The sequence below is a fragment of the Pseudomonas sp. TKO26 genome, assembly GCF_003225665.1.
In the GTDB taxonomy this organism is placed as follows: Bacteria; Pseudomonadota; Gammaproteobacteria; order Pseudomonadales; family Pseudomonadaceae; genus Aquipseudomonas; species Aquipseudomonas saponiphila.
In genome coordinates this window covers 67,406-87,214 of sequence record NZ_QKLN01000004.1, presented here as the reverse complement: position 1 = coordinate 87,214, position 19,809 = coordinate 67,406, and the positions used below count along the sequence as shown (strand labels likewise).

The window sequence follows — 19,809 nt, the reverse complement described above, 5'->3', positions numbered from 1 at the left end:
GAATGACAAGGCCCGCGCTTGTCCTGCTGCGTTAAAACGCAGTCGGACAAGGCGAGCCAGTAGGACAGAGACAAGCGCACCAAGGGTAAGCGTCAAGCCACCTTCCCCATCAGCATGCCCTCGATGAACACATGCGCCTGATGCAGACGCTGGTAGTAAGTCTCACGACTGCAACCACAGTGCGCGTACTTCTGGGCCAAGAAGCTGTCGTGATTGCAGTAATGCTCCATCACCACCAGGGCCAGCTCGGGCGGCAGGTGCTTGTTGACGATCAGCTCGATATCGGCCGATTCATCCAGCAACACCCGGCTGCCCCGGGTGCCACGTATCAGCTCGCCTTTGCACTCCATCAGCATGGCGATCATGTTGCCGCCACCCGCACTACCGATGGCCAAGGTCGTGGGCATGTGCAGATCCTGAGCCCAGAGTTTGAGCATCTCGTCGATTCGCTTAATCAAAGCAAGGCTCCTCCTCCATCGGCACCACCTGCAATGCAGAACCGCGCCCCCAGTTGGCCGGCTTCTGATAGGCCCATGGGCGTATACCACTCTTCGCCAATGCCGGCATACGCCTCTTGCGCCACCCCAGCCGATGCATGATCGCACCCACGCGCATCTGCTCAGGCTTCCCCCAGTGACTGGGATCAATCTTCAGAACCTCGGACAGAATCTGGCTGCCAGTGGTGGTCTCCCCCAAGTGCGACTCTTCCAGCCACTTCAGAATCGGCACCTCCCATTCATCCACCACAAAGCGCTCTTCCTGCGCCTCGGCGAACAACGGCGCTTCATCACGAATCACCCACCAGATATCACCCGCCTGATAGCAGAACATCGCCTCAGCCCAGAGCTGGTCGCGGATCTGTCGCAGTTGCTCCAGGTCGACCTTGGTGCAGGCCACAGGCCAATAACGCCGGTTGCCGGTGGCGTCCTTGAGGTATTCATCCTGGTTGGTGGTGCCCACGAAAACACACTGGCGTGGCACGTCCATCGTTCTGCGGCCGTAGCTCTCACGGTAGGTGTCCACCGAGGCCGAGAAGAACTGCTTGGCCTTGGTCGACTCGGCCTTGTTGAAGCTGTCCAGCTCCCCCAGCTCGATAATCCACTTGCCCCGAATCGCCTGGAACGCATCCTTGTCGCCCAGGGTAAACGGCGTGTCCATAAACCACGAACCGCCGAGAATGCTCATCGCCGTAGACTTACCGGCCCCCTGAGCACCCTCCAGAATCATCACCGAGTCCGCCTTGCACCCCGGGGCCATCACCCGGCCCACCGCCGAAACCATCCAGCGCTTGCCGACCTTTGAGCTGTAGTCGGTCGGTTCCACGCCCATGATCTCGGTGAGCCAGGAATCGAGCCGGGGTACGCGGTCCCACTCCAGGCCGCGCAGGTAATTGCGTACCGGGTGGAACGCCCGGTAGTGCGCTACCACGCTCACTGCCTCGATCACGTTGCCGACCTTGACCCGCAGGTTGTACTGCTGCGCGAGCCACTTCATCACCAGCATGTCATCGATGTCGGCCCAGTCGCCGGTGTCGCCGCCATAGGGCGGTACCCGAAGCTTGACGATCTTGGCGCTGAACGAACAGAAGCCAATCACCCCGGCCCAGCGCTCATCATTGCTCAGGATCAGTTCAACGTTCTGCATGTGCGCGATCAGCATGCCGCTGTCGCTGCGGGCCAACTGATCCCGCCAGCCGCCCGCGGCGGGTGGCCTGACCACCGCCAGCACCTGTCGACGCACCGCGTCCAAACCTTCGGCGCAGTGCAGGTCGTTGAAGTCGGTCCACTTGATCTCCCGCTCGCCGGAAAAGATCGGCGCCACCACCTGGCCGCCGACCACCGTTGCCGCATTTTCAGCACGCTCTCTGCCGGGGTTCCAGGGCTCACCGTTGGCCCGCTTGGTCTTCCAGTCATCATCCCGACAAACGATGATCGGGCAACCGGCAAAACGCTCACGCATCGCCTTGCACACCGGCATGAGGTTGCCGGCATCAAAAGCGATGGCCACGGTCAGCGAGGTTGCCATATACAGGCTGGCGCCGGTGGCGTAGCCCTCACACACCAGCACCGGCTCACCGGGCTCAGGGTGCGGACCGATCAGGTGGAAAGCGCCCTCTTTCGACAAGCCATAGGGCCAATAGGACTTGTCACGCCCGGTGTCTTCCTGCTTTTCGGGATAGATCACCTGCAAGCCGACAATCTGGTCGCGTACGTTGCTCATGGGCACCAGGAACGCACCCGAGCGCGGCGCATAGCGCACCCCGAAGCCCACCACTTGCTTGCGGTCCAGGTAGGTGCTCTTGCCCTTCTCCGGCATACGCTTGAACAACCCGGCGGCACGCTTTGCCGCACGACGCGCCGCATTGGCCGCCACCTCCGCCGCCCGGCGTTTCGCCTCTTCCTGCCGGGCGCGCATTACCTCACGCTCCTCGGCACTCATCCGCCCGGGTTTGACCTTGATCTTCTGCGTCACACCCGAACGCCAGTCGCCAAAGCTGCCGAAGATCAGGGTCTCGCCCTTCTCGGTGTAGTGCTCATGCACCACGTACCAGCCGTTTTTCTCCTTGCCCTTATCCTGCGCCGTCTTGCAGCGGGTGAGCTTGCCGAACACCAGTGGCTGCGCGGGCTCCAGGCCGTAATCGGCGAACTGCCCCAAGACCTCATCAAGCATGGCGGGCCCTCCGCACTTCATCGATCTCCTGACAGGTCACGCACAAGGTGCATCCGGGCTGCGCCAAGCGGCGCGCTTCGGGAATAGGACCGTCACAGTCTTCGCAGATGAGGAAGGAATGCACCGCCAGCTCAGGTCTCAGCAACTGACGCGCCGCGAGCGCTTGATCAAGGCGCTCTTGCACCAGATCGTTGGCAAAATCCGCAAGGTCAGCCATGGTCCGCCCCCCGAGTGGTCTGGTTGACGTAACTGGCGCGGTTAAACATGCCCAGCAGCCCCTGTATGCCGCGAAACACCTGCAGGCGGATTTCGGCCAACTCGGCATCACTCACCACGCCATCGCCGATGCTTTTGGCCCAGGTGTCGGCCAGGTCGGCAACCTGACGGAAATACACAGCGATGCCCGTGGTCAGCGTCTCCGGCATGTCGTTGGTGTAAGCCTCGGCCAACTCCTGCCAGATCGTGTCCCCTACCAGGGCATGCACCGCATCGAGAATGCGCCGGTCCTTGGTCAGCTCCAGAATCTCGCCGAATTCTTGAATGTTGATGCTGTGGCTGGGATGGGTGGGAGACAGCTTGTGCTGCAGTGTGGTCGGGTTGCGGCCGGTGGTGGCGGCGATGGCAGCAGCGCCGCCGGGATAGTCCCGGGCAGCATGGTAAAGCGCGAGATCGAGCGGCAAGACTTCCCGCTTGGCCCGCTCAACAGAGTTCAGAGCAATACGGCTCATGGCATTAATCCTAAAAGTTGCCAGTGCCGCGCGGTATGCAGTGGTGATACATTTGCCGCGTGGCTTGTAAGGGCCCAAACGCCGGCTAGGTCCGCAAGACCGACACCGGCACCGTGCCGAGGCAAACAATCCGTTGTTCACCTCTGGCGCAACAGCTGCCCAATCTGTGGTGGAGAAGGCAGCAACCCAAGGCTTCCGAGCCTTGAAAGCGCGGTTGAAGTAGACGTTTTTGCATGTGGTGTGCGCGCCTACCTAAACCGCGACCCGGCGACACTGTGGTGGTGTGTGCCGGGAGGAACTGGGCGGCCCTTGGGTCGCCTTTTTTCTTAGGCTGCTAACGCAGCATCTTGTTTCGTAGAGCTAACCTTTAGCTCCCCCCCAGATAGGGTCTGCAATTGGTACTGCCTCAATTGAGGTACACGCACACCCCATTGGGATACCGCCGCAGGGGAAATACCCAATGCAGCAGCCAGCTTCGATTTGCTCTTGAAAAATGTGACTGCATCTTCGGTGAGCATCAGGGCACTCCTTCAGTTACACAGCCAAAATTTAAGAACATTTAAATTATTTTTGCAGCAGCTAAACAAAACTTAATCCCAAAGGATTTAAGCTAGCTTAATGAATATGTCCGAACGAATTGCCTACGCCCTGAGCACATCTGGCAAGCAACCAAGAGACCTCGCTAGAGAGATCGGGATTAGTGTTGCTCGCATAAGTCAATTGAAGGCTGGGTCCGGAGGCATAAAGGCAGAAAATCTATTCGCCTTTGCTCGCGCGACAAACTGCTCGGCACGATGGCTAGCAGAAGGTGCTGGAAAGCCAGAAGATGGGGATAGTACGCCAGCCCAAGACTTCACCATCATTCCCCCATACAGCACTAGAACGTCTGGCAACGGACAATTGAACGACAACGCAGGAGCCCCTTGCGGACTGGTATTCAAGCGTGAGTGGCTCAACCAGATGAATCTTGAGGAACGCAATCTCAAGGTTATATATAACCAAGGTGGCAGCATGGTGCCGACCTTGGCAGATGGCGATATGCTACTCCTTGATGAAAGCCAGACTGAGCCCTCGAATCGGCGGATCTTTGCCATTAGCCGTCCAGACGGTGAACTCACTATCAAACGACTTGTGCTCACAATGACCAACGGATGGATCATTCGTAGTGACAATGAAGACAAGCGTCAGTATCCCGACGAGATCGCCTCAGAACAAGAAATACGCCACCTTCATATAGCAGGCAGAATCGTCTGGCATGGCGGAGCGCTTTAAAAAATCAAGATCAGGGAGCCCTTATGACAACGAATGTCATCCGCAGCAAAAACGCCCCACAGAGAGCAGGGCTAACCCACGAAGAGATCTGGGACGGGCCAGACCAAGGACTAATTATGTCGTGGGAGGTCGGGCGCGCTCGTGCCATGACATATCCAGAGCTTGCCCAGCAGTGCCTGTCCGGCCAGCTTCCCATCTTGGGCTGGAAAGGGGGAGTATCCCGGGCACTAAAAAAACGCGAAAAATTCGGTTCACTTAAGTACCTAGCGCAATGGCAGGGACTAAGGGGCGAAGATCTCAACATTGATTGCTCGAAGGAGCACACGCTTACCTGCACAAACACTGGGATGGCCGTTACGTTCACATCAGATAAGGCGAAATACGTCAATCAAAGCACGGAAAACGATAGCGATTAAGGAGAGACGCGAAATGGTTGATTTGCATCAGGAATTTCAAAATAGCCGTTTTTTTCATGAGGCTCGCATAGACAGGCGATCTGTAGACGCACTGATCGGTATTGCAGCAGGCATAACGGCCGATGGAAACATCAACGAAAAAGAAGCAATTTTTCTGAAAAACTGGATCAAAAGTAACCTAATTCATCTTGATGATCCTGTTGTAAACATCCTCTACCGGCGCCTGGACGATATGCTACGCGACGGGATCCTTGATTCTGATGAAGCAGCAGAGCTACTGAGCCTCCTTAAGCAGTTCACAGGGATTCAGGAGGGGCCCGCAAAACTCTTCTCAGCCCCAACATCCCTACCCCTGAACAACCCTCCCCCCACCCTCTCCTGGGAAGACCAAGTATTTATGCTTACCGGGACAATGGCATATGGTCCTCGAAAACATTGCGAAGCCTTGATCACAGAGCGAGGTGGCCGTATTGGAGGCTCCGTTAGCAAGAAGGTTAATTTTCTGATTATCGGCAGCATTGGCAATGAACAATGGATGCACACAAGCTACGGGCTAAAAATCAAAAAAGCCGTTGAGCTCCGCGAAGCAGGTACGCCGATTTCGATCATCAGTGAGGAGCACTGGCAAAGAGCCATATTCGGATGAGTGTCGCTCCAGACCACTACCGCAACCCGCCTAACTGGTAAGACCTCTTAAAGAAAAATTAAGAGATATTGACATAAAGATTTAAGAGTTCTTTAATTTGCCTCACTCTTCACCACAGAGCGAGGCAATACCATGCACACCACCGCCACACTGCACGTCCATCCGGCATGTGCCAGAAACCCAAAACTGATCGAGCAGTTGCAATCCAGTACCGGCTGCCTGGTTGTTCTTCACGACAGAAAACTTAAGCTCGTGGCAAAAAAACGCGGGCCCTCCCCCTTCGATCCGAACGGCGGAGGCGACGCAGCATGAGCAAATTCAGAGTAGACAACCGCACACTGCAGTTGCTCAAGGCCCAGGTCAACCTGAGCGAAACCTTCCACCACACCCTGCGCGATTCACCACAGCGCACGGCGTTGAAGCTTCGGCTGAAGGTTGATCGCAACCCGGCAGACACAACCTTTGTTGTCGAGGTCGGCAGCGAACGCCACACGCTGACCCTGGCCAACGACAAGAAAGCCCACCTGAAGCTGGCTGACTTCATCGAAGAAATCGCCAACGGCCCAATCGATCCTAACGCCGAGCTGGCTCCACCACGGCACGCCGAGCGCGTGTTCGGAGCCTTCAGCGCCCAACAGCGCGAGCAGGTGTTTGGTGTGGTGTGCCTGGGTGGCTTCCTCGATCTGGATCTCGGGTTTGAACTGCCGATTCGTCTGGCCGTGCACCGCACCCGAACGCGCAAGGGCGTCACCGTTATCCTGAGCATCGGCATCAAAAGCCCACGGACCAAGTGCTTCACCGTCTCGGGCAGCGACGTGCAGATGTACCAGGATGTCTGCGAATCCATCCTTCACTTGGCAGCGCTGGCGACTCCCGCCGCGCACGCTGCTTAGGAGGCCACCATGGATCGCAACCTCAAGGAAACCGCCCGGTACTTCGGCATCACACGACCGCACCTGATCGGCCTAATGCAAGAGAAAGGCTTGCTCAACGCCGAGCGACTGCCGGCCTATCCAACGCGCGACCGTGAGTACCTGGGAACCAAGGAAGGCAAATGGTTCCACCCGGAGCTGGGCCTGCAATACAGCCAGTCAACGCGGGTTCGACAGGCCGGCATTCCCTGGCTCGCCGAGCAACTGGGCCTCGCCCTGCCCGCTATCCCGGCAGATCGCCGTGACGTGGCCTAGGGAGTACGCCCGCCAGATCATCGCCTTACGGACCAAAGAGGAGCGCAACGCTGCGCTCCTTGAGGTACCCGAGCATCTGCGCGAGCTGACCAAAGCCCACTGCCTGATCACCTGGAACCACCCGAAACGCCGCCAGCGCATGGAGAGCCAGCAAGCCAATGAGTAACGCCAACCAGACCCCGCTGCGCCTGATGCCAACACCGGAAACCGCCACCGTCGAACTGCTGTATCGCACCTTCGGCGACGTACTGATCCCGCTGGAAAAGATCCGCGCGCAGTACTTCCGCAACCTCAACGAACAGTCGTTCGCCGCCGAGATCAGCAGCGGCCGCATTCAACTGCCCATCACCACCCTGGACAGCAGCCGCAAGGCGCCGAAGTACGCACACATCCGCCACGTTGCAGCACTGATCGACATCCGCGCCTACCGGGCGGATGAAGAACACGCCAAGCAACTGGCCGACGCCAACGATCACGACAAATAACCCAACGGCTGCCACCACCAGCCAAACCCACCGGAGCACACCACATGACCCATATACAGATCATTGCCCTGATCGGCCTGATACTCACCGTCGCCCTGCTCTACTGGGCCGGCTACCTGATAGGCCGAAGCAATGGCCGAGCAGCCGGGATCGAGGAAGGCAAAGCCATTGCTCAAACGGACAACGCGAGAACCCTGCGCGAGCTGACAACCGCCCTCAAGTTCGTGCGAGCAGATAACCAAAGGCTAGTTCAACTGCACAAGCGCCTGCAGGACAGCCAAGCCCTCAAGCCAGCACACCGGCAGACCTTGCTGGCCATCGCGGATCTGCTACGCATTGCCGCCGAGACATTCAGCGCCTTCAAAACCGGAAAAAACTCGAAAGAGATTCGCGCTTGCTGCGCGATCAAGCCATGGCCATGGCCGCCCTAATGGAGCCAGCAGCAAAGGAGGAAGCGGCATGAGCCAGCAGATGGATGGACCAACCCGCTATCAGAAACCGGAGGAAAGCGGCATGCCGCACGCTCAGCCAATCGCCCATGCCGTGACCGCTTTGCTCCGCAACGCCGCCAGCGTCGACGCGCAAGAAACAAAGAGCCTCTGCTGCGCAGCAGCAGGCATTACTGCTCTTGCACGCAGCACCACCGAGGTACGTATACCCCACGCAAAGCTGCGCGGGGCAACCACAACTGGAGCAATGCTGAACGCTCAGAAGGTATCGCTTATGCAGCCTACTGCGAAGTCAAAGTACATGCTAAAGGTCCTCATGCAGATCTACTTCAACTTGCTGATCATCCTCAGATCGGCGATAGCTATCAATTCCCGCACATTCCGCTTTATGCCAGTAGAGCCCAGCAATAGTCTGCCGTGCCCCCCAAAGAATATTACGGCGATATTCAAGTTCGCCCGCGTCTTTGTATACCTCGTATCCATTATTCCGATAACTTTCTTTCACACGACTCGCAACGCTCAGCGCTTCAGAGACTTGCTCCTGAGCCACAAAAATAGAGCTACAGACCTCTACTGGAAGAGGCTTTTTCAGCAAGTTTCTAAGCGTGTGTCGCGCCTCCTCCAATCGAGCCAAACCGATCATATAAGGAGCGCTAGTGGCATGTTCAGCGACGTGATGAACCGCAGAATAGGCCTCATATGCAGCATGCTCCGCGAAATAAAGAGCATCGACCTCTGCTTGCAATGCCTCCTCGGCCTTCAACTGACGCTCCAATTGGTGCGTCCGCTGAGCAACCATAAAAGCCCCGATAATTGCAGCGATAGAACCAACAGCCTGCACCCAGGCCGCTGCGTCCTTCTTGGCATCAAACGCATCAAGCAAGACAAACAGTGCCCATCCCAAAACACCTATAGCCATATAACCCCAAACAACCCAAATGCTAGCGAGCCTCATCTCAGGAGGCATGCTGAAACTTTTCATGCGTTATGGCTCCCAGCCATCCAAAAGAAAAGAGCATGCCCATTCCAAAGCCTCCCGTCTATGAAGGAGGCCGCGTGAATGAGCTGGCTCTTTTCGCAGGCGCTGGTGGCGGAATACTCGGCGGCCACCTCCTTGGATGGCGCACCATCTACGCCGTTGAGCGTGATGCCTACGCCGCACAGGTTCTGGCGCAACGACAAAACGATGGAGCCCTCCCAACTTTCCCTATTTGGTCTGACGTGTGCAGTTTTGACGGAAGACCATGGAGAGGCCTTGTTGATGTGGTTTCGGGGGGATTTCCCTGCACCAACATATCCATCTGCGGGGACGCCTCCGGCCTGGACGGTGAAGCAAGCGGATTGTGGGTGGAACAGCGCCGAATCATCGATGAAGTACGACCCCGCCTCGCGTACATGGAGAACTCGCCAATGCTCACTTCTAGGGGGCTTGGACGCATTCTCGGGGACCTGGCCGAACTGGGGTTCGATGCACGATGGGGAGTGTTCAGCGCATACGACGCCGGCCTGGATCACAGAAGGGACCGTATCTGGATTGTGGCCGACGCCAACGGCTTCGGACGGGAAAGGCAGCGTGCTACCAGAGACCGCCAGGAAGCGAGCCGAAAAGTCCTCGCGAGGTGTACGCCTGCCCGAACACTTAACCCTTCTGGGCTTGCTGCCTGGAGGGAGGCACAACCCCGAGTTCAGCGAGTGGTTGATGGGCTGGCCATTGCAATGGACAGACATCGCGCCATTGGAAATGGCCAAGTTCCGCGAGTGGCAGCAACAGCATTTTATGCACTTTCCAAGTGAGGTGGCCGCATGACCACTAACAACGCCCTAAATACAGTTAACGCACTGCAGAGTGAAACACTTGACCAGGACGAACTGCACACCATTACCGGGTATCAGCTCCCATCCAAACAGATCCAATGGCTGACCAACAACCATTGGGAGTTTGTTCTGACCGGTGCACGGCGACCCATCGTTGGCCGGGTTTACGCCAGGATGAAGTTAGCCGGCGTTAAACCCTCTGCAGCTAGTGCCGTGACTGAAGTCTGGTCGCTCAACCTTGCGAATGTGAGCTGACCCGTGCGCAAGAGAACCACAGCCAACCGCGACCTGCCGCCGCGCATGGTGCGCCGTATCAGAAAGGGCAAGAACGGCCAGATCTGGACAGCGTACTACTACGACGGCAGGGACGCCGCCGGCAAACGCAAGGAAATCCCACTGGGCACCGACCTCGATCAGGCCAAGGTGGAATGGGCCAGGCTGGAACGCAGAGCACCACCCAAGCCCAACCACCTGATGAGCTACGTCTTCGACCGGTACGAAAAAGAGATCATCCCAGGCAAATCGATCCGCACCCAATCGGACAACCACAAGGAACTCAAGCAGCTCAGGAAGGCCTTTGAAAACGCACCTATCGAATCGATCACCCCCCAGGTGATCGCCCAATACCGCGATGCCAGAACCGCCAAGGTTAGGGCCAATCGAGAAATCGCCCTGCTCTCTCACGCATTCACCATTGCCCGAGAGTGGGGCCTGACCGACAAAGCCAACCCGTGCTTCGGCGTTCGCCGCAACAAGGAAAAGCCCAGGGACTACTACGCCGGCGAGACCGTATGGAATGCGGTCTACGCCGAGGCGGTGCAGGAACTGAAGGACGCCATGGACCTGGCCTACCTGACCGGGCAACGCCCCGCAGACGTGCTCAAGATCGCCGCCACCGACCTGAACAACGGATTCTTACTGATAGGCCAGGGCAAAACCGAAAAGCGCCTACGCCTGCGCCTGGAGGAGGAAGGCGTCCAATCCGGGTTGAGCGCCTTTATTGAGGATCTACAGGAACGCAGAGCCATCAACGGCATCAGGACGTCGACGCTGATCACCAACGCGTCAGGGCTACGAATGAGTCAGCAAATGCTGCGCAACCGCTGGGACGATGCGCGGGAGAAGGCTGCCATCAAGGCTGCGGTCGATGGCGATCCGGCACTGGCGGTCAGCATTCGGCAGTTTCAGTTCAAGGACATTCGGCCGAAGGCGGCCAGCGAGATTGAGTTAACACACGCAAGCCGGTTGCTCGGACATTCAACTGAAGAGATGACAAAGAAGGTCTATAGGCGAGTTGGTGAGATTGTTAGGCCTACAAAATAACCATATACCGCTAAGACTATGGCTGGTATGCATACGACCACAAGCTGACGTTTTTAGTAAGCCCTATACAGGTCAAGAGCTAGCACCTTATCCAAGTAAAGCCAACCGTGTAGCAGCAACCAAGCTCGCCTGTATCGAGTAGTTTTTCCAAATTCGTAACTTTTCACAGCAGTCAAGAAATCAAAATAAGATCTCTTGATCTATTGACAATCCACTCCGCGTCTTGAACGATCAACCAAGGTAGGCGCTTGCCACCAACCCGGATTGAATACGGTTTTCTGAAAATTTAAGCGAAGGATGTTCTTATGGATGAGCACACGAAGGGCGCATGGCTTCTAGCACAGTCAAAATGCCTAGACGGCATTACAGGTGCAGGCCGATTGGAGAACATACAATACGCGGGTAAAACTGGACGACTTTATAACCTTCTACGACGCAACACAATTGACTCTTCAACTCCTACACTTAACGCCGAAGAGATTACGACAATATGCCAACTAAACAATATTGATCGCGCCTCACGAGAGTCCGGACTGCAATTATTAGAGCGCGAAGGCCGAATAGATATAAGCAGCAGCAAATCTATAGCAATACTGGGCGCCACCTCACGCTCTGTCTTAGAGTTTACGAATCAAGTATTTGACGATTGCTCTCCAACTAACGAAGAGCAAGCAGCAATTCATCTTTCAGAACTTGTAGCCCAAAAACCCATCACTAGATCAGAAGCAACGGAGTACATATCTGATACCTTTAAGCTTATTGAAACTAAAGCTTCAGGTGTAGTCGACATCTGTAAGTCGACCGCCATTCTGGACCAAGCGGAAAATAAAGGGCTAACTCTTTTATTTAACAACAACAACTTCAGAAGCGGAGATTACGCACAAAAAGCATATCTACTTCTTCAGTCCTTAAACAGCACAGACAGTCAAAACTACCGAGAACTGCAGGAGCGCCTAAATCAAAAAGGTGCAATAGCTGATAAGGATGCTGAAAAAATACTCGGATCGAATTTATATAAACGTTTGATTGGCATTGGTCTTTTGGACCGCCTGGAGGTTAGCAATAGCATTGAGGCAGTCGGATATTTAACCTCACCAAATTCTTTTCAAAAGTTTGGTCGACCATTTGAAGACGACCCTATTGACGATGCTAAAGCATTGCTAGCCTCTCTAACGTATGGCATGACTCGAAGCGAGAAAAATAGAGGCGCGATAACAATGCCAGATGCTCTTCTTAGAAAGCTGATTTCAGGAGAGCCCGTAGGCGGCTACTATGGAGTTGAAGCAATAGGCGAGGACTATAAAGAGCTTGAAAAGCGTCAAGTTGTGAAAGTAACCAAAAAAGCTGGAAAACGCTACACAATGACCCTACTAAAAAAAGATGTCGGCGAACTTGCAAGAACTATAATAAAGGGAAATGCACCAGCACAAGATGCACTATTGATGGACGGTGGAGCAGCGAAAAGCTTCAAGGGACCGGCAGAAACCCGTATCGACATTCGAGCAAAACATACACTTGATGACAGCCAGTTCATTGCAAGTGCGCTAGACCAAATGAGGAGCGGTGGCTAATGAGTATTTCAAAAGGACCTTTGCTCGAAGAACTTGTTAGAACTTACTTCTCAAAGCAAGGTTTTTACGCAATTAGATCTGTTCCTTTCACATTTGAGGGGAGCGATGTAACTGACATAGATGTATGGCTATATAGTCGACAAACTGCAAGCGTGCGAATCAAAGCGATAGTAGATGTAAAAAACAAAAAATCACCTAAAGCTTACGAAAGAATATTATGGGTAAAAGGACTACAATCAGTGCTCAAGTGCGATAGAGCCATTATCGCAACCACCGATGAAAACAAGGGCTTAGCGAAATTTGCTTACGAAAATAACATATCAGTACTTTCAAAAGGTTTTTTGGACAGGCTAGACAAAAAAATCAGTGCTGACACACGCTTATCCTTGGAAGAGTTTAATCTTCTAATACATCAAAACTCTAATCATAAACATGATGGAGACTGGATAAAGGTATTAGCAGAAACAAAGTCAGCAATTGCAAGCCTTGGTAGTTTCCCTGCATTTAACAAAGCCATGATGGCTTTCCATTTTTTTGCAGACAGAATGGAAGTTAGATCTCAATATAGCGATCAACTTCAAAGATGCCTGCTCTCTGTTGCTTCTCTAGCATGCATTGCACTAGACAGCGCATTGGAGAAACTCACTTTCCAGGATGCTATTTTTAGATTCGAAGGAGTTAGAGATGGTATCACCTATGGCGATGGAGATGGCAAGTTTAGACAGAGTCTGGAACTCGCTTTCAGAGCCATTTCAGAAAACGTTGTAAATGGAAAGACTCTTGCCAGTCAAGCTAGAGAAAATATAGGCCAAGAACTCTCAAAGATCAGAGCAGATTTAATCGCTGAATACTTTGCTCGCGAACATAATGCCCAAGCTCTGTTCGGCGCTGCTAAAGAGATGGACGAAAAAGCATTTGCAAAAAACTGTAGTGAAGTAGAGCTATCTGTTGAGGCAAGATCAATACTTGGGGTCTTCGCAGATTTTGTACGAGTAAAAAGAAGTATTTTACCGATATCTCGCACAGCATCATCTATCGACTCAAAAAAAGAGAGTACCGATAAAGAAAAAACAGATCCCTCTCCAATAGAAAGTTGGCTAGACACTAATTCACAAGGGAAATTATTGTAATTTTTTTCAAATGGGGAGGTGCAGCGCATCGCCCCATTTTCACGACAAACGAATTGGACTACATCTCTACACAGCATCAGATCACAAAAATATGACGTTGAGCATGATAATGACGTGCGGTTGAAACCCTCCCCTACCACCCCTCCAACCCCTCTATTTCAGAATCCAGATTGGAGTGTCGGAAAGACTAGTACGTCAAACGTTGACGATGTTCACAGTCAGGTATGCATGCTGCTCGAACAAGACAAATTCGACACTGAATTGATTTGGCAAGTGCTGGTTGATCATTCATTTGTCGTCGCCTGCTGTTGTTGCAGCCAGAAACGTGGAGCGAAAGCCCCCTGCAACTCGGCACTAAAAGCAGGCTGATTGCGGAAGCGATCCAAAAATTTGCGGAAGTGATTGCCCAAATCGCAGGCAATAAAAAACCCCGTAGACGTTAATCTACGGGGTTTTCAAGGGTGGAGGCCGAGGTCGGAATCGAACCGGCGTAGGCGGATTTGCAATCCGCTGCATAACCATTTTGCTACTCGGCCCCAAGTGTCCAGTACCGTAAAGCAACACTGAACACGTACAAACTGGAACGGCTTTCGAGATCAACCTCATCTCGCAACTCTTTGATTTTTAAAGAGTTTTTCCGTTTCCTCGCTGAGGAATGGTCGCAATTATGGACATGTTTTCCATTCCTGGCAACTCCTATTCGATATTTTTTCTGCCGGGCTGTTTCTGCAGGTGTCCGGGCAGTTGCAAATCCGTGTCGGAGTGGGCAACGGCGCTGGATGATGGCACACATGACGGCGGATTGCTCTCTACTCTCTCTTCGCCCTGCCACCTACCCGATCGGGTTATGGCGCGTGTCCGGTCGCTCGCGGACAGTAGCGCCAACGGCTCGACCCGGGCTCCTTCCATCAGGTTCAAGGCGGAATTCCAGCATGCGCATAGCATTCACTGCGGTATTTGGCGTGGTTCTGGCGGTGGCGGCAGTCGGGGGGCAGGCCCAGGAGTCCGCGGGCAAGACCTTGCGTCTGTACAACTGGTCGGACTACATCGGTGAGCACACCCTCGCCGGCTTCGAGAAGGCCAGCGGGATCAAGGTGATCTACGACACCTTCGACTCCTACGAAACCGTGCAAGGCAAGCTGCTTCCGGGGCGCTCCGGCTATGACCTGGTGGTGCTCAATGCCGCGCTGGTGCCGCCCTTGATCAAGGCCCGGGTGTTCCAGCCGTTGAACAAGCAGTGGCTGCCCAGCTGGCAGAATCTCGACCCCCAGGTGCTCAAGAGCCTGGAGAACTACGACGCGGGCGTGGAGTATTCGGCGCCCTACACCTGGGGCAGCAATGGCGTGACCTACAACGTCGACAAGATCCGCGAGCGGATGCCGGATGCGCCCATCGGTTCCCTGGCGATGCTGTTCGATCCCAAGGTGGTGTCGCGCTTCGCCGATTGCGGGGTGACGCTGCAGGACTCGCCCACCGATATCCTGCCGCTGGTCCTGGCCTGGCTGGGGCGCAATCCCAACAGCGCCGAGCCCGCCGATCTCAAGGCCGCGCAGGAGGCCTTGATGGCCGTGCGCCCCTACATTCGCAAGTTCGACTCCACCAGCTATCTCAACGGCCTGGCCAATGGCGAGCTGTGCCTGAGCGCCACCTGGTCCGGCGACTACGCCACGGCCCAGGCCCGCGCCAACGAGGCCGGGGCACCGGTCAAGCTCGACTACTTCATTCCCCGGGAAGGTTCGCTGATCTGGTTCGACAACTTCTACATTCCTGCCGACGCCCCGAATGCGGCCAATGCCCACGCTTTTATCGAGTACCTGCTGCAGCCCCAGGTCATGGCCGAGGTCAGCGACTACATCCGCTATGCCAATGCCAATCTCAAGGCCACACCGCTGCTCAGAACCGAAGTGCGCGACAACCCGGCGATCTACCCCGATGCCCAAACCCGCGAGCGACTGTTCACCCAGACGATCCAGTCACCCGCCAGTACCCGCCTGATCACCCGCACCTGGAACATGGTGAAGATCGGCAAGTGATCCAGCCGCTCGGATTCCACACGCTGTCCACGCAATGCTTTGACCCGAGGTAAAGCCCATGGCTATCCAATCCGCAACCTTCTTCCAGCAGTTCGACGAACCCAAGCTGGTGGCCGCCGACAAGGCGCATTACATGCACGGTTTCCACATGTTCGACGAACACCGCGAACAGGGTTCGTTGAACATCGCCGCCGGCGACGGCGCCTACATCTATGACACCGCCGGCAACCGTTACCTGGATGCAGTCGGCGGCATGTGGTGCACCAACATCGGCCTGGGGCGGGAGGAAATGGCCGAGGCCATCGCCGATCAGGTGCGGCAGCTGGCCTACTCCAACCCGTTCTGCGACATGGCCAACGTCAGCGCCATCGAACTATGCGAAAAACTCGCCAGCCTGGCTCCCGGCGACCTGAATCACGTGTTCCTCACCACTGGCGGCTCCACCGCAGTGGACACCGCCTATCGCCTGGTGCAGTTCTATCAGAACAGTCGCGGTAAGCATGAGAAGAAGCACGTGATCTCGCGGCACAATGCCTACCACGGCTCGACCTTCCTCACCATGTCTATCGGCAACAAGGCCGCGGACCGCGCGCCAGAATTCGACTTCATGAGCGACCTGTTTCACCACATCTCTTGCCCCAACTACTACCGGGCGCCGGCCGGCATGAGCGAAGCCGATTTCCTCGAATTCCTGGTGGCGGAATTCGAAGACAAGATCCTCACCATCGGCCCGGACAAGGTGGCGGCGTTTTTCGCCGAACCCATCATGGGCTCCGGCGGGGTGATCATTCCGCCCGAGGGCTATCACCGGCGCATGTGGGAGATCTGTCAGCGCTACGACCTGCTGTATGTGGCCGACGAGGTGGTGACCTCATTCGGACGCCTGGGCACCTTCTTTGCCTCGCAGGAGGTGTTCGACATGCAGCCGGACATCATCACCACCGCCAAGGGCCTGACGTCGGGCTACCTGCCCCTGGGGGCCTGCATCTTTTCCGAGCGCATCTGGCAGGTGATCGGCGAGCCAGGCAAAGGGCGCTGCTTTACCCACGGTTTCACCTACAGCGGGCACCCGGTGAGCTGCGTCGCAGCGCTGAAGAACATCGAGATCATCGAGCGGGAGAACCTGCTGGCCCATGTCGAGGATGTCGGGCGCTATATGGAGCAGCGCCTGCAGGCCCTGGCCGAATTGCCCCTGGTGGGCAACGTGCGTTGCATGCGGCTGATGGCCTGTGTCGAATTCGTCGCGGACAAACAGAGCAAGGCACTGCTGCCGGAAGCCCTGAACATTGCCGAGCGCATCCACCTGCGGGCCCAGGCCAAGGGCTTGCTGGTGCGCCCGATCGGCCACCTCAACGTCATGTCGCCGCCGCTGATCATCAACCGCCAGCAGATCGACCAGATCGTCGACACCCTGCACGAGTGCATTCTGGAGGCCGCCGCCGAGCTGCGCCGCGACGCTCAGTACCAGGGATGATGCGCCTGCAACCGGTGCCAGCGGCGCCCTGTCGCGGACTCTTACCCGGTCTGCGCCCGGCAGTTAAACTGCCGGGCATGAGCGCACCTGCCGATACCTCCACTGCCCTTTTGTCCCTCCAGGCCCTGCAGACCTGGCATGCCGGCCTGGCCGAAGCGTTCCAGGCCGTGGACGATGATGCATTCCTGCCCCGCCTGGCAGCAGCGCTGAACGCCCTGACCCCGATCGAATCCATAATGATCAGCCTGGAGCGCAAAGGCCTGCCGCCGCAGTTGCTGCACGAACAAGGGATAGTCGGCGAATACCGCGATGAGATCATCAACCGCTACTTTTCCCGGGGCTACCTGCTGGATCCCTTTTGCCTGGCCGTGGAAAACGGCCTGGCCGAAGGCTTCTACCACCTCTCGGAAATCGCCCCGGACGACTTCTTCAGCAGCCAGTACTACAAGACCTACTACCTCAAGACCGGGGGCGCCGAGGACAGCTACTACATCGTCGACCTCGACCCCCAGAGCAAGATCTCCCTGTGCATGTTCCAAGGCCTGAGTGGCGCAAGATTTGCCAGCGCGCCCCTGGCCTTGCTCAGGGCCGTGGAACCGCTGGTACGCGAACTGTTGCGCCGTTTCGGCACCGCCGGCGGCCTGCAGCAACTGCTGCGCCAGGCCCCGGCCGATTGGCTGCCAACCCAGGCACCGACCAACCTCAACCAGCAGATCGAAGCCGCCTTCATGAGTTTCGGCAATCCGCTGCTGACAGTCCGCGAACAGGAGATCGCCCACCTGATCCTGCGTGGCCATTCGGTGAAATCCACCGCCAAGGTGCTGCAGATTTCTCCGGAAACCGTGCGCATGCACCGCAAGAATCTCTACACCAAACTGGCCATCAACTCCCAGGCCGAGCTGTTTTCGCTGTTTATCGACTGGCTGACCCGGCCCCCCGCCACGGGCTGAGAAGCCGCAGGAGCGAATGCGCGGGCGATGCCCCACAACGAGAACGCCGTGTCCACTGGGTGAACACGGCGTTTTTCATGGCAGCGCGGGCAAGCTCGCGCCTACCGCCAGGGGGGATGCCGTCAGCGCGCGGCCCAGGCGTTGAAGCGCTGTTCCAACTCCTCGCCATGGTCAACCCAGAAGGCCGCATCCACCGCGCGCGCGCCTTTCAGGTTGGCCTCATAGGTCGGCAATTGCTGCTGCACCGTTTCAGGCAACAGCGGCAAGGCCTGGCGGTGCACCGGTCCGTAGGGAATGTTCTGCGAGAACACCTTCTGCGCCTGGGGCTGGCTGGCAAACAGGATGAAATCCTCGGCCAGGGCCTTGTTCGGCGACCCCTTGACCACCGCCCAGTACTCCGGGTCGTACAGGCTCTGCGGCCAGAGAATGCTCAACTGCATGCCCTCCTTCTGGGCCATGGCAATGCGTCCGTTATAGGCGGCGCTCATCACCACATCGCCGGCCACCAGCCATTGGGGCGGCTGGGCCCCGGCTTCCCACCACTGGATAAAGGGCTTGATCTGATCCAGCTTGGCAAAGGCCCGGGTCACCCCCTGCGCAGTACCGAGCACCTGGTAGAGCTGCTCGGGGGCGACTCCGTCCGCCAGTAGAGCGATCTCCAGGGTGTACTTGGCGCTCTTGCGCAAGCCGCGCTTGCCGGGGAAATCCTTGAGGTTCCAGAAATCCGCCCAGGAGCCCGGGGCCTTGGCCAGCTTCTGCGGAGCGAAAGCCATGACCATCGACCAGACATAGGTCGCCACACCGCACTCGCTCAAGGTGCCGGGGACGAACTGCGCCGGATCGCCGAAACGCGACAGGTCCAAAGGCTCGAACAGGCCCTCGTCACAACCGCGCAACAGTTCCGGGCTTTCCACTTCGACCACGTCCCAGCTGGTCTTGCCGACATCGACCATGGCCTTGATCTTCGACAATTCACCGTTGTACTCACCGGCCACCACTCGGCCTGCTCCGCTCTGGTTGAATGGCTGGAAATAGGCCTTCTCCTGGGCCTGTTTGGTGGCTCCGCCAAAGGAAATGACCGTGAGGTTCTGCACCTGGGCCGAAGCCCCGGCGCACAGCACAAGCCACGACAATGCAACGCCGAAACGCAAGGTGTTGGACATGAAACCCTTCCTCAAGAAAGCCGGCTCGCCCGCACGAACCTGCACAGCAGAAGCCTGGAAGCGACCGTATTCACGGGCGGTACAGCACCGGGCACGACGAGTCTTGGTCAGCGGTACACGGACTGGCGCAGCCTGGGTTGCGCAGCCGGATGGCTACCGTTGCGGGCTCTGTGGCCCCGTTCGCTTGATGTGTTTGCGACCGGTCCGGGGTCGCCGGACGCGGTCTTGCTCGAATGGCGGTTCATCGCTTGCTCCCTGTTGTTTTTGTAGGAAGAACAAATCGATCGGCAGTGCATCGCCACAACGCACCGGGCAGTCGGGCAGGCGTATGCAGGGGTTCATTGTTTGCCTAACCCGGCGCATTGCGAAACGAGGTTTTTCTGAGGCACAGGCAAGGGAAAAGCTGCCTAGACGGCAGACTCGGCCCGAGATCGACGAAGGGAGTACGCGCACTGAATGGCGCGCCTGGACGGACAAGCAAGTCCGTCGGAGCAACA

The 19,809-nt window shown here is 56.6% G+C and carries 24 protein-coding genes and 1 tRNA gene; 17 read left to right on the top strand and 8 right to left on the bottom strand.

What is annotated here, in order from left to right:
• Positions 1 to 92 precede the first annotated feature (92 nt).
• From DNK59_RS07450 to DNK59_RS07430, 5 genes are all read right to left on the bottom strand, one after another.
• Positions 93 to 458, bottom strand: a complete 366-nt coding sequence (locus tag DNK59_RS07450; protein WP_110722775.1) for a hypothetical protein — start codon at positions 456 to 458, stop codon at positions 93 to 95.
• Positions 451 to 2,670, bottom strand: coding sequence for a VapE domain-containing protein (locus tag DNK59_RS07445; RefSeq protein WP_110722774.1), 2,220 nt, complete (start codon positions 2,668 to 2,670; stop codon positions 451 to 453). The genes DNK59_RS07450 and DNK59_RS07445 overlap by 8 nt, the downstream gene beginning before the upstream one ends.
• A complete protein-coding gene (locus DNK59_RS07440; protein ID WP_110722773.1) occupies positions 2,663 to 2,887 on the bottom strand; it encodes a TraR/DksA family transcriptional regulator in 225 nt (74 codons plus the stop codon). The genes DNK59_RS07445 and DNK59_RS07440 overlap by 8 nt, the downstream gene beginning before the upstream one ends.
• Positions 2,880 to 3,398 carry a phage regulatory CII family protein gene (locus tag DNK59_RS07435; protein WP_047287319.1) on the bottom strand — a complete coding sequence of 173 codons (519 nt, stop codon included), beginning with the start codon at positions 3,396 to 3,398 and terminating at the stop codon, positions 2,880 to 2,882. Before DNK59_RS07435 ends, DNK59_RS07440 begins: the two co-directional genes overlap by 8 nt.
• A gap of 326 nt (positions 3,399 to 3,724) precedes the next feature.
• Positions 3,725 to 3,916 carry a Cro/CI family transcriptional regulator gene (locus DNK59_RS07430; RefSeq protein ID WP_110722772.1) on the bottom strand — a complete coding sequence of 64 codons (192 nt, stop codon included), beginning with the start codon at positions 3,914 to 3,916 and terminating at the stop codon, positions 3,725 to 3,727.
• A gap of 100 nt (positions 3,917 to 4,016) precedes the next feature.
• Between DNK59_RS07430 and DNK59_RS07425 the strand changes: the two genes are divergently transcribed.
• From DNK59_RS07425 to DNK59_RS07385, 9 genes are all read left to right on the top strand, one after another.
• The gene (locus DNK59_RS07425) at positions 4,017 to 4,670 is read left to right on the top strand and encodes a S24 family peptidase (protein WP_110722771.1); all 654 of its coding nucleotides are present in this window, start codon (positions 4,017 to 4,019) and stop codon (positions 4,668 to 4,670) included.
• A 23-nt stretch (positions 4,671 to 4,693) separates the two neighbouring features.
• Positions 4,694 to 5,086 carry a hypothetical protein gene (locus tag DNK59_RS32065; protein ID WP_060839757.1) on the top strand — a complete coding sequence of 131 codons (393 nt, stop codon included), beginning with the start codon at positions 4,694 to 4,696 and terminating at the stop codon, positions 5,084 to 5,086.
• Between the two features lie 13 nt (positions 5,087 to 5,099).
• Positions 5,100 to 5,732, top strand: a complete 633-nt coding sequence (locus DNK59_RS07415) for a BRCT domain-containing protein (protein ID WP_060839758.1) — start codon at positions 5,100 to 5,102, stop codon at positions 5,730 to 5,732.
• A 132-nt stretch (positions 5,733 to 5,864) separates the two neighbouring features.
• On the top strand, positions 5,865 to 6,044 hold the full coding sequence (locus tag DNK59_RS07410) for a hypothetical protein (protein ID WP_110722770.1): 180 nt from the start codon (positions 5,865 to 5,867) through the stop codon (positions 6,042 to 6,044).
• Positions 6,041 to 6,625: a hypothetical protein gene (locus DNK59_RS07405; protein ID WP_093403721.1), complete on the top strand. Its 585-nt coding sequence runs from the start codon at positions 6,041 to 6,043 to the stop codon at positions 6,623 to 6,625. Before DNK59_RS07410 ends, DNK59_RS07405 begins: the two co-directional genes overlap by 4 nt.
• Positions 6,626 to 6,634: 9 nt before the next feature.
• Positions 6,635 to 6,919, top strand: coding sequence for a DNA-binding protein (locus DNK59_RS07400; RefSeq protein WP_103739781.1), 285 nt, complete (start codon positions 6,635 to 6,637; stop codon positions 6,917 to 6,919).
• On the top strand, positions 6,906 to 7,085 hold the full coding sequence (locus tag DNK59_RS07395) for a hypothetical protein (RefSeq protein WP_016966897.1): 180 nt from the start codon (positions 6,906 to 6,908) through the stop codon (positions 7,083 to 7,085). The genes DNK59_RS07400 and DNK59_RS07395 overlap by 14 nt, the downstream gene beginning before the upstream one ends.
• Entirely contained in the window at positions 7,078 to 7,404 is a 327-nt protein-coding gene (locus DNK59_RS07390) for a pyocin activator PrtN family protein (RefSeq protein WP_110722769.1), read from the top strand. The genes DNK59_RS07395 and DNK59_RS07390 overlap by 8 nt, the downstream gene beginning before the upstream one ends.
• Before the next feature lie 44 nt (positions 7,405 to 7,448).
• On the top strand, positions 7,449 to 7,835 hold the full coding sequence (locus DNK59_RS07385) for a hypothetical protein (protein ID WP_371920262.1): 387 nt from the start codon (positions 7,449 to 7,451) through the stop codon (positions 7,833 to 7,835).
• A gap of 322 nt (positions 7,836 to 8,157) precedes the next feature.
• Here the strand turns inward: DNK59_RS07385 and DNK59_RS31575 are convergent, their stop codons facing one another.
• Positions 8,158 to 8,835, bottom strand: coding sequence for a hypothetical protein (locus DNK59_RS31575; protein ID WP_146249887.1), 678 nt, complete (start codon positions 8,833 to 8,835; stop codon positions 8,158 to 8,160).
• 5 nt (positions 8,836 to 8,840) lie between these two features.
• Here DNK59_RS31575 and DNK59_RS07375 point away from each other — a divergent pair, with 5 nt between their 5' ends.
• The 5 genes from DNK59_RS07375 to DNK59_RS31565 all read left to right on the top strand — a co-directional run bounded on the left by DNK59_RS07375 (position 8,841) and on the right by DNK59_RS31565 (position 13,692).
• Positions 8,841 to 9,647, top strand: coding sequence for a DNA cytosine methyltransferase (locus tag DNK59_RS07375; protein ID WP_371920261.1), 807 nt, complete (start codon positions 8,841 to 8,843; stop codon positions 9,645 to 9,647).
• A gap of 9 nt (positions 9,648 to 9,656) precedes the next feature.
• Positions 9,657 to 9,923, top strand: coding sequence for a DUF4224 domain-containing protein (locus DNK59_RS07370; RefSeq protein ID WP_110722766.1), 267 nt, complete (start codon positions 9,657 to 9,659; stop codon positions 9,921 to 9,923).
• A gap of 3 nt (positions 9,924 to 9,926) precedes the next feature.
• Positions 9,927 to 10,991, top strand: a complete 1,065-nt coding sequence (locus tag DNK59_RS07365) for a tyrosine-type recombinase/integrase (protein ID WP_110722765.1) — start codon at positions 9,927 to 9,929, stop codon at positions 10,989 to 10,991.
• A 305-nt stretch (positions 10,992 to 11,296) separates the two neighbouring features.
• Positions 11,297 to 12,562: a hypothetical protein gene (locus DNK59_RS31570; RefSeq protein ID WP_146249886.1), complete on the top strand. Its 1,266-nt coding sequence runs from the start codon at positions 11,297 to 11,299 to the stop codon at positions 12,560 to 12,562.
• Positions 12,562 to 13,692, top strand: a complete 1,131-nt coding sequence (locus DNK59_RS31565) for a hypothetical protein (RefSeq protein ID WP_146249885.1) — start codon at positions 12,562 to 12,564, stop codon at positions 13,690 to 13,692. The genes DNK59_RS31570 and DNK59_RS31565 overlap by 1 nt, the downstream gene beginning before the upstream one ends.
• Before the next feature lie 462 nt (positions 13,693 to 14,154).
• On the opposite strand, the gene DNK59_RS07360 is transcribed toward DNK59_RS31565, so the two are convergent.
• Positions 14,155 to 14,228: transfer RNA gene (locus DNK59_RS07360), tRNA-Cys, on the bottom strand.
• 396 nt (positions 14,229 to 14,624) lie between these two features.
• On the opposite strand from DNK59_RS07360, the gene DNK59_RS07355 reads away from it, so the two are divergent.
• The 3 genes from DNK59_RS07355 (at position 14,625) to DNK59_RS07345 (ending at position 18,149) form a co-directional block, all read left to right on the top strand.
• On the top strand, positions 14,625 to 15,725 hold the full coding sequence (locus tag DNK59_RS07355; RefSeq protein ID WP_110722764.1) for an extracellular solute-binding protein: 1,101 nt from the start codon (positions 14,625 to 14,627) through the stop codon (positions 15,723 to 15,725).
• 58 nt (positions 15,726 to 15,783) lie between these two features.
• Positions 15,784 to 17,199 (top strand): aminotransferase, encoded by a 1,416-nt coding sequence (locus tag DNK59_RS07350; RefSeq protein ID WP_110722763.1) that lies wholly within the window; start codon positions 15,784 to 15,786, stop codon positions 17,197 to 17,199.
• 77 nt (positions 17,200 to 17,276) lie between these two features.
• Positions 17,277 to 18,149, top strand: coding sequence for a helix-turn-helix transcriptional regulator (locus DNK59_RS07345; protein WP_110722762.1), 873 nt, complete (start codon positions 17,277 to 17,279; stop codon positions 18,147 to 18,149).
• 122 nt (positions 18,150 to 18,271) lie between these two features.
• On the opposite strand, the gene DNK59_RS07340 is transcribed toward DNK59_RS07345, so the two are convergent.
• Complete coding sequence (locus tag DNK59_RS07340) at positions 18,272 to 19,312, bottom strand: ABC transporter substrate-binding protein (RefSeq protein WP_110722761.1); 1,041 nt, start codon at positions 19,310 to 19,312, stop codon at positions 18,272 to 18,274.
• Positions 19,313 to 19,809: the final 497 nt, after the last annotated feature.

Bases quoted from the DNA above. Each gene is read 5' to 3' on its own strand.
- DNK59_RS31575 (WP_146249887.1), bottom strand. From the start codon at position 8,835: ATGAAAAGTTTCAGCATGCCTCCTGAGATGAGGCTCGCTAGCATTTGG.
- DNK59_RS07375 (WP_371920261.1), top strand. From the start codon at position 8,841: ATGGCTCCCAGCCATCCAAAAGAAAAGAGCATGCCCATTCCAAAGCCT.
- DNK59_RS07355 (WP_110722764.1), top strand. From the start codon at position 14,625: ATGCGCATAGCATTCACTGCGGTATTTGGCGTGGTTCTGGCGGTGGCG.
- DNK59_RS07435 (WP_047287319.1), bottom strand. From the start codon at position 3,398: ATGAGCCGTATTGCTCTGAACTCTGTTGAGCGGGCCAAGCGGGAAGTC.
- DNK59_RS31565 (WP_146249885.1), top strand. From the start codon at position 12,562: ATGAGTATTTCAAAAGGACCTTTGCTCGAAGAACTTGTTAGAACTTAC.
- DNK59_RS07430 (WP_110722772.1), bottom strand. From the start codon at position 3,916: ATGCTCACCGAAGATGCAGTCACATTTTTCAAGAGCAAATCGAAGCTG.
- DNK59_RS07415 (WP_060839758.1), top strand. From the start codon at position 5,100: ATGGTTGATTTGCATCAGGAATTTCAAAATAGCCGTTTTTTTCATGAG.
- DNK59_RS07410 (WP_110722770.1), top strand. From the start codon at position 5,865: ATGCACACCACCGCCACACTGCACGTCCATCCGGCATGTGCCAGAAAC.
- DNK59_RS32065 (WP_060839757.1), top strand. From the start codon at position 4,694: ATGACAACGAATGTCATCCGCAGCAAAAACGCCCCACAGAGAGCAGGG.
- DNK59_RS07400 (WP_103739781.1), top strand. From the start codon at position 6,635: ATGGATCGCAACCTCAAGGAAACCGCCCGGTACTTCGGCATCACACGA.
- DNK59_RS07440 (WP_110722773.1), bottom strand. From the start codon at position 2,887: ATGGCTGACCTTGCGGATTTTGCCAACGATCTGGTGCAAGAGCGCCTT.
- DNK59_RS07345 (WP_110722762.1), top strand. From the start codon at position 17,277: ATGAGCGCACCTGCCGATACCTCCACTGCCCTTTTGTCCCTCCAGGCC.
- DNK59_RS07350 (WP_110722763.1), top strand. From the start codon at position 15,784: ATGGCTATCCAATCCGCAACCTTCTTCCAGCAGTTCGACGAACCCAAG.
- DNK59_RS07425 (WP_110722771.1), top strand. From the start codon at position 4,017: ATGAATATGTCCGAACGAATTGCCTACGCCCTGAGCACATCTGGCAAG.
- DNK59_RS07370 (WP_110722766.1), top strand. From the start codon at position 9,657: ATGACCACTAACAACGCCCTAAATACAGTTAACGCACTGCAGAGTGAA.
- DNK59_RS31570 (WP_146249886.1), top strand. From the start codon at position 11,297: ATGGATGAGCACACGAAGGGCGCATGGCTTCTAGCACAGTCAAAATGC.
- DNK59_RS07445 (WP_110722774.1), bottom strand. From the start codon at position 2,670: ATGCTTGATGAGGTCTTGGGGCAGTTCGCCGATTACGGCCTGGAGCCC.
- DNK59_RS07340 (WP_110722761.1), bottom strand. From the start codon at position 19,312: ATGTCCAACACCTTGCGTTTCGGCGTTGCATTGTCGTGGCTTGTGCTG.
- DNK59_RS07405 (WP_093403721.1), top strand. From the start codon at position 6,041: ATGAGCAAATTCAGAGTAGACAACCGCACACTGCAGTTGCTCAAGGCC.
- DNK59_RS07390 (WP_110722769.1), top strand. From the start codon at position 7,078: ATGAGTAACGCCAACCAGACCCCGCTGCGCCTGATGCCAACACCGGAA.
- DNK59_RS07385 (WP_371920262.1), top strand. From the start codon at position 7,449: ATGACCCATATACAGATCATTGCCCTGATCGGCCTGATACTCACCGTC.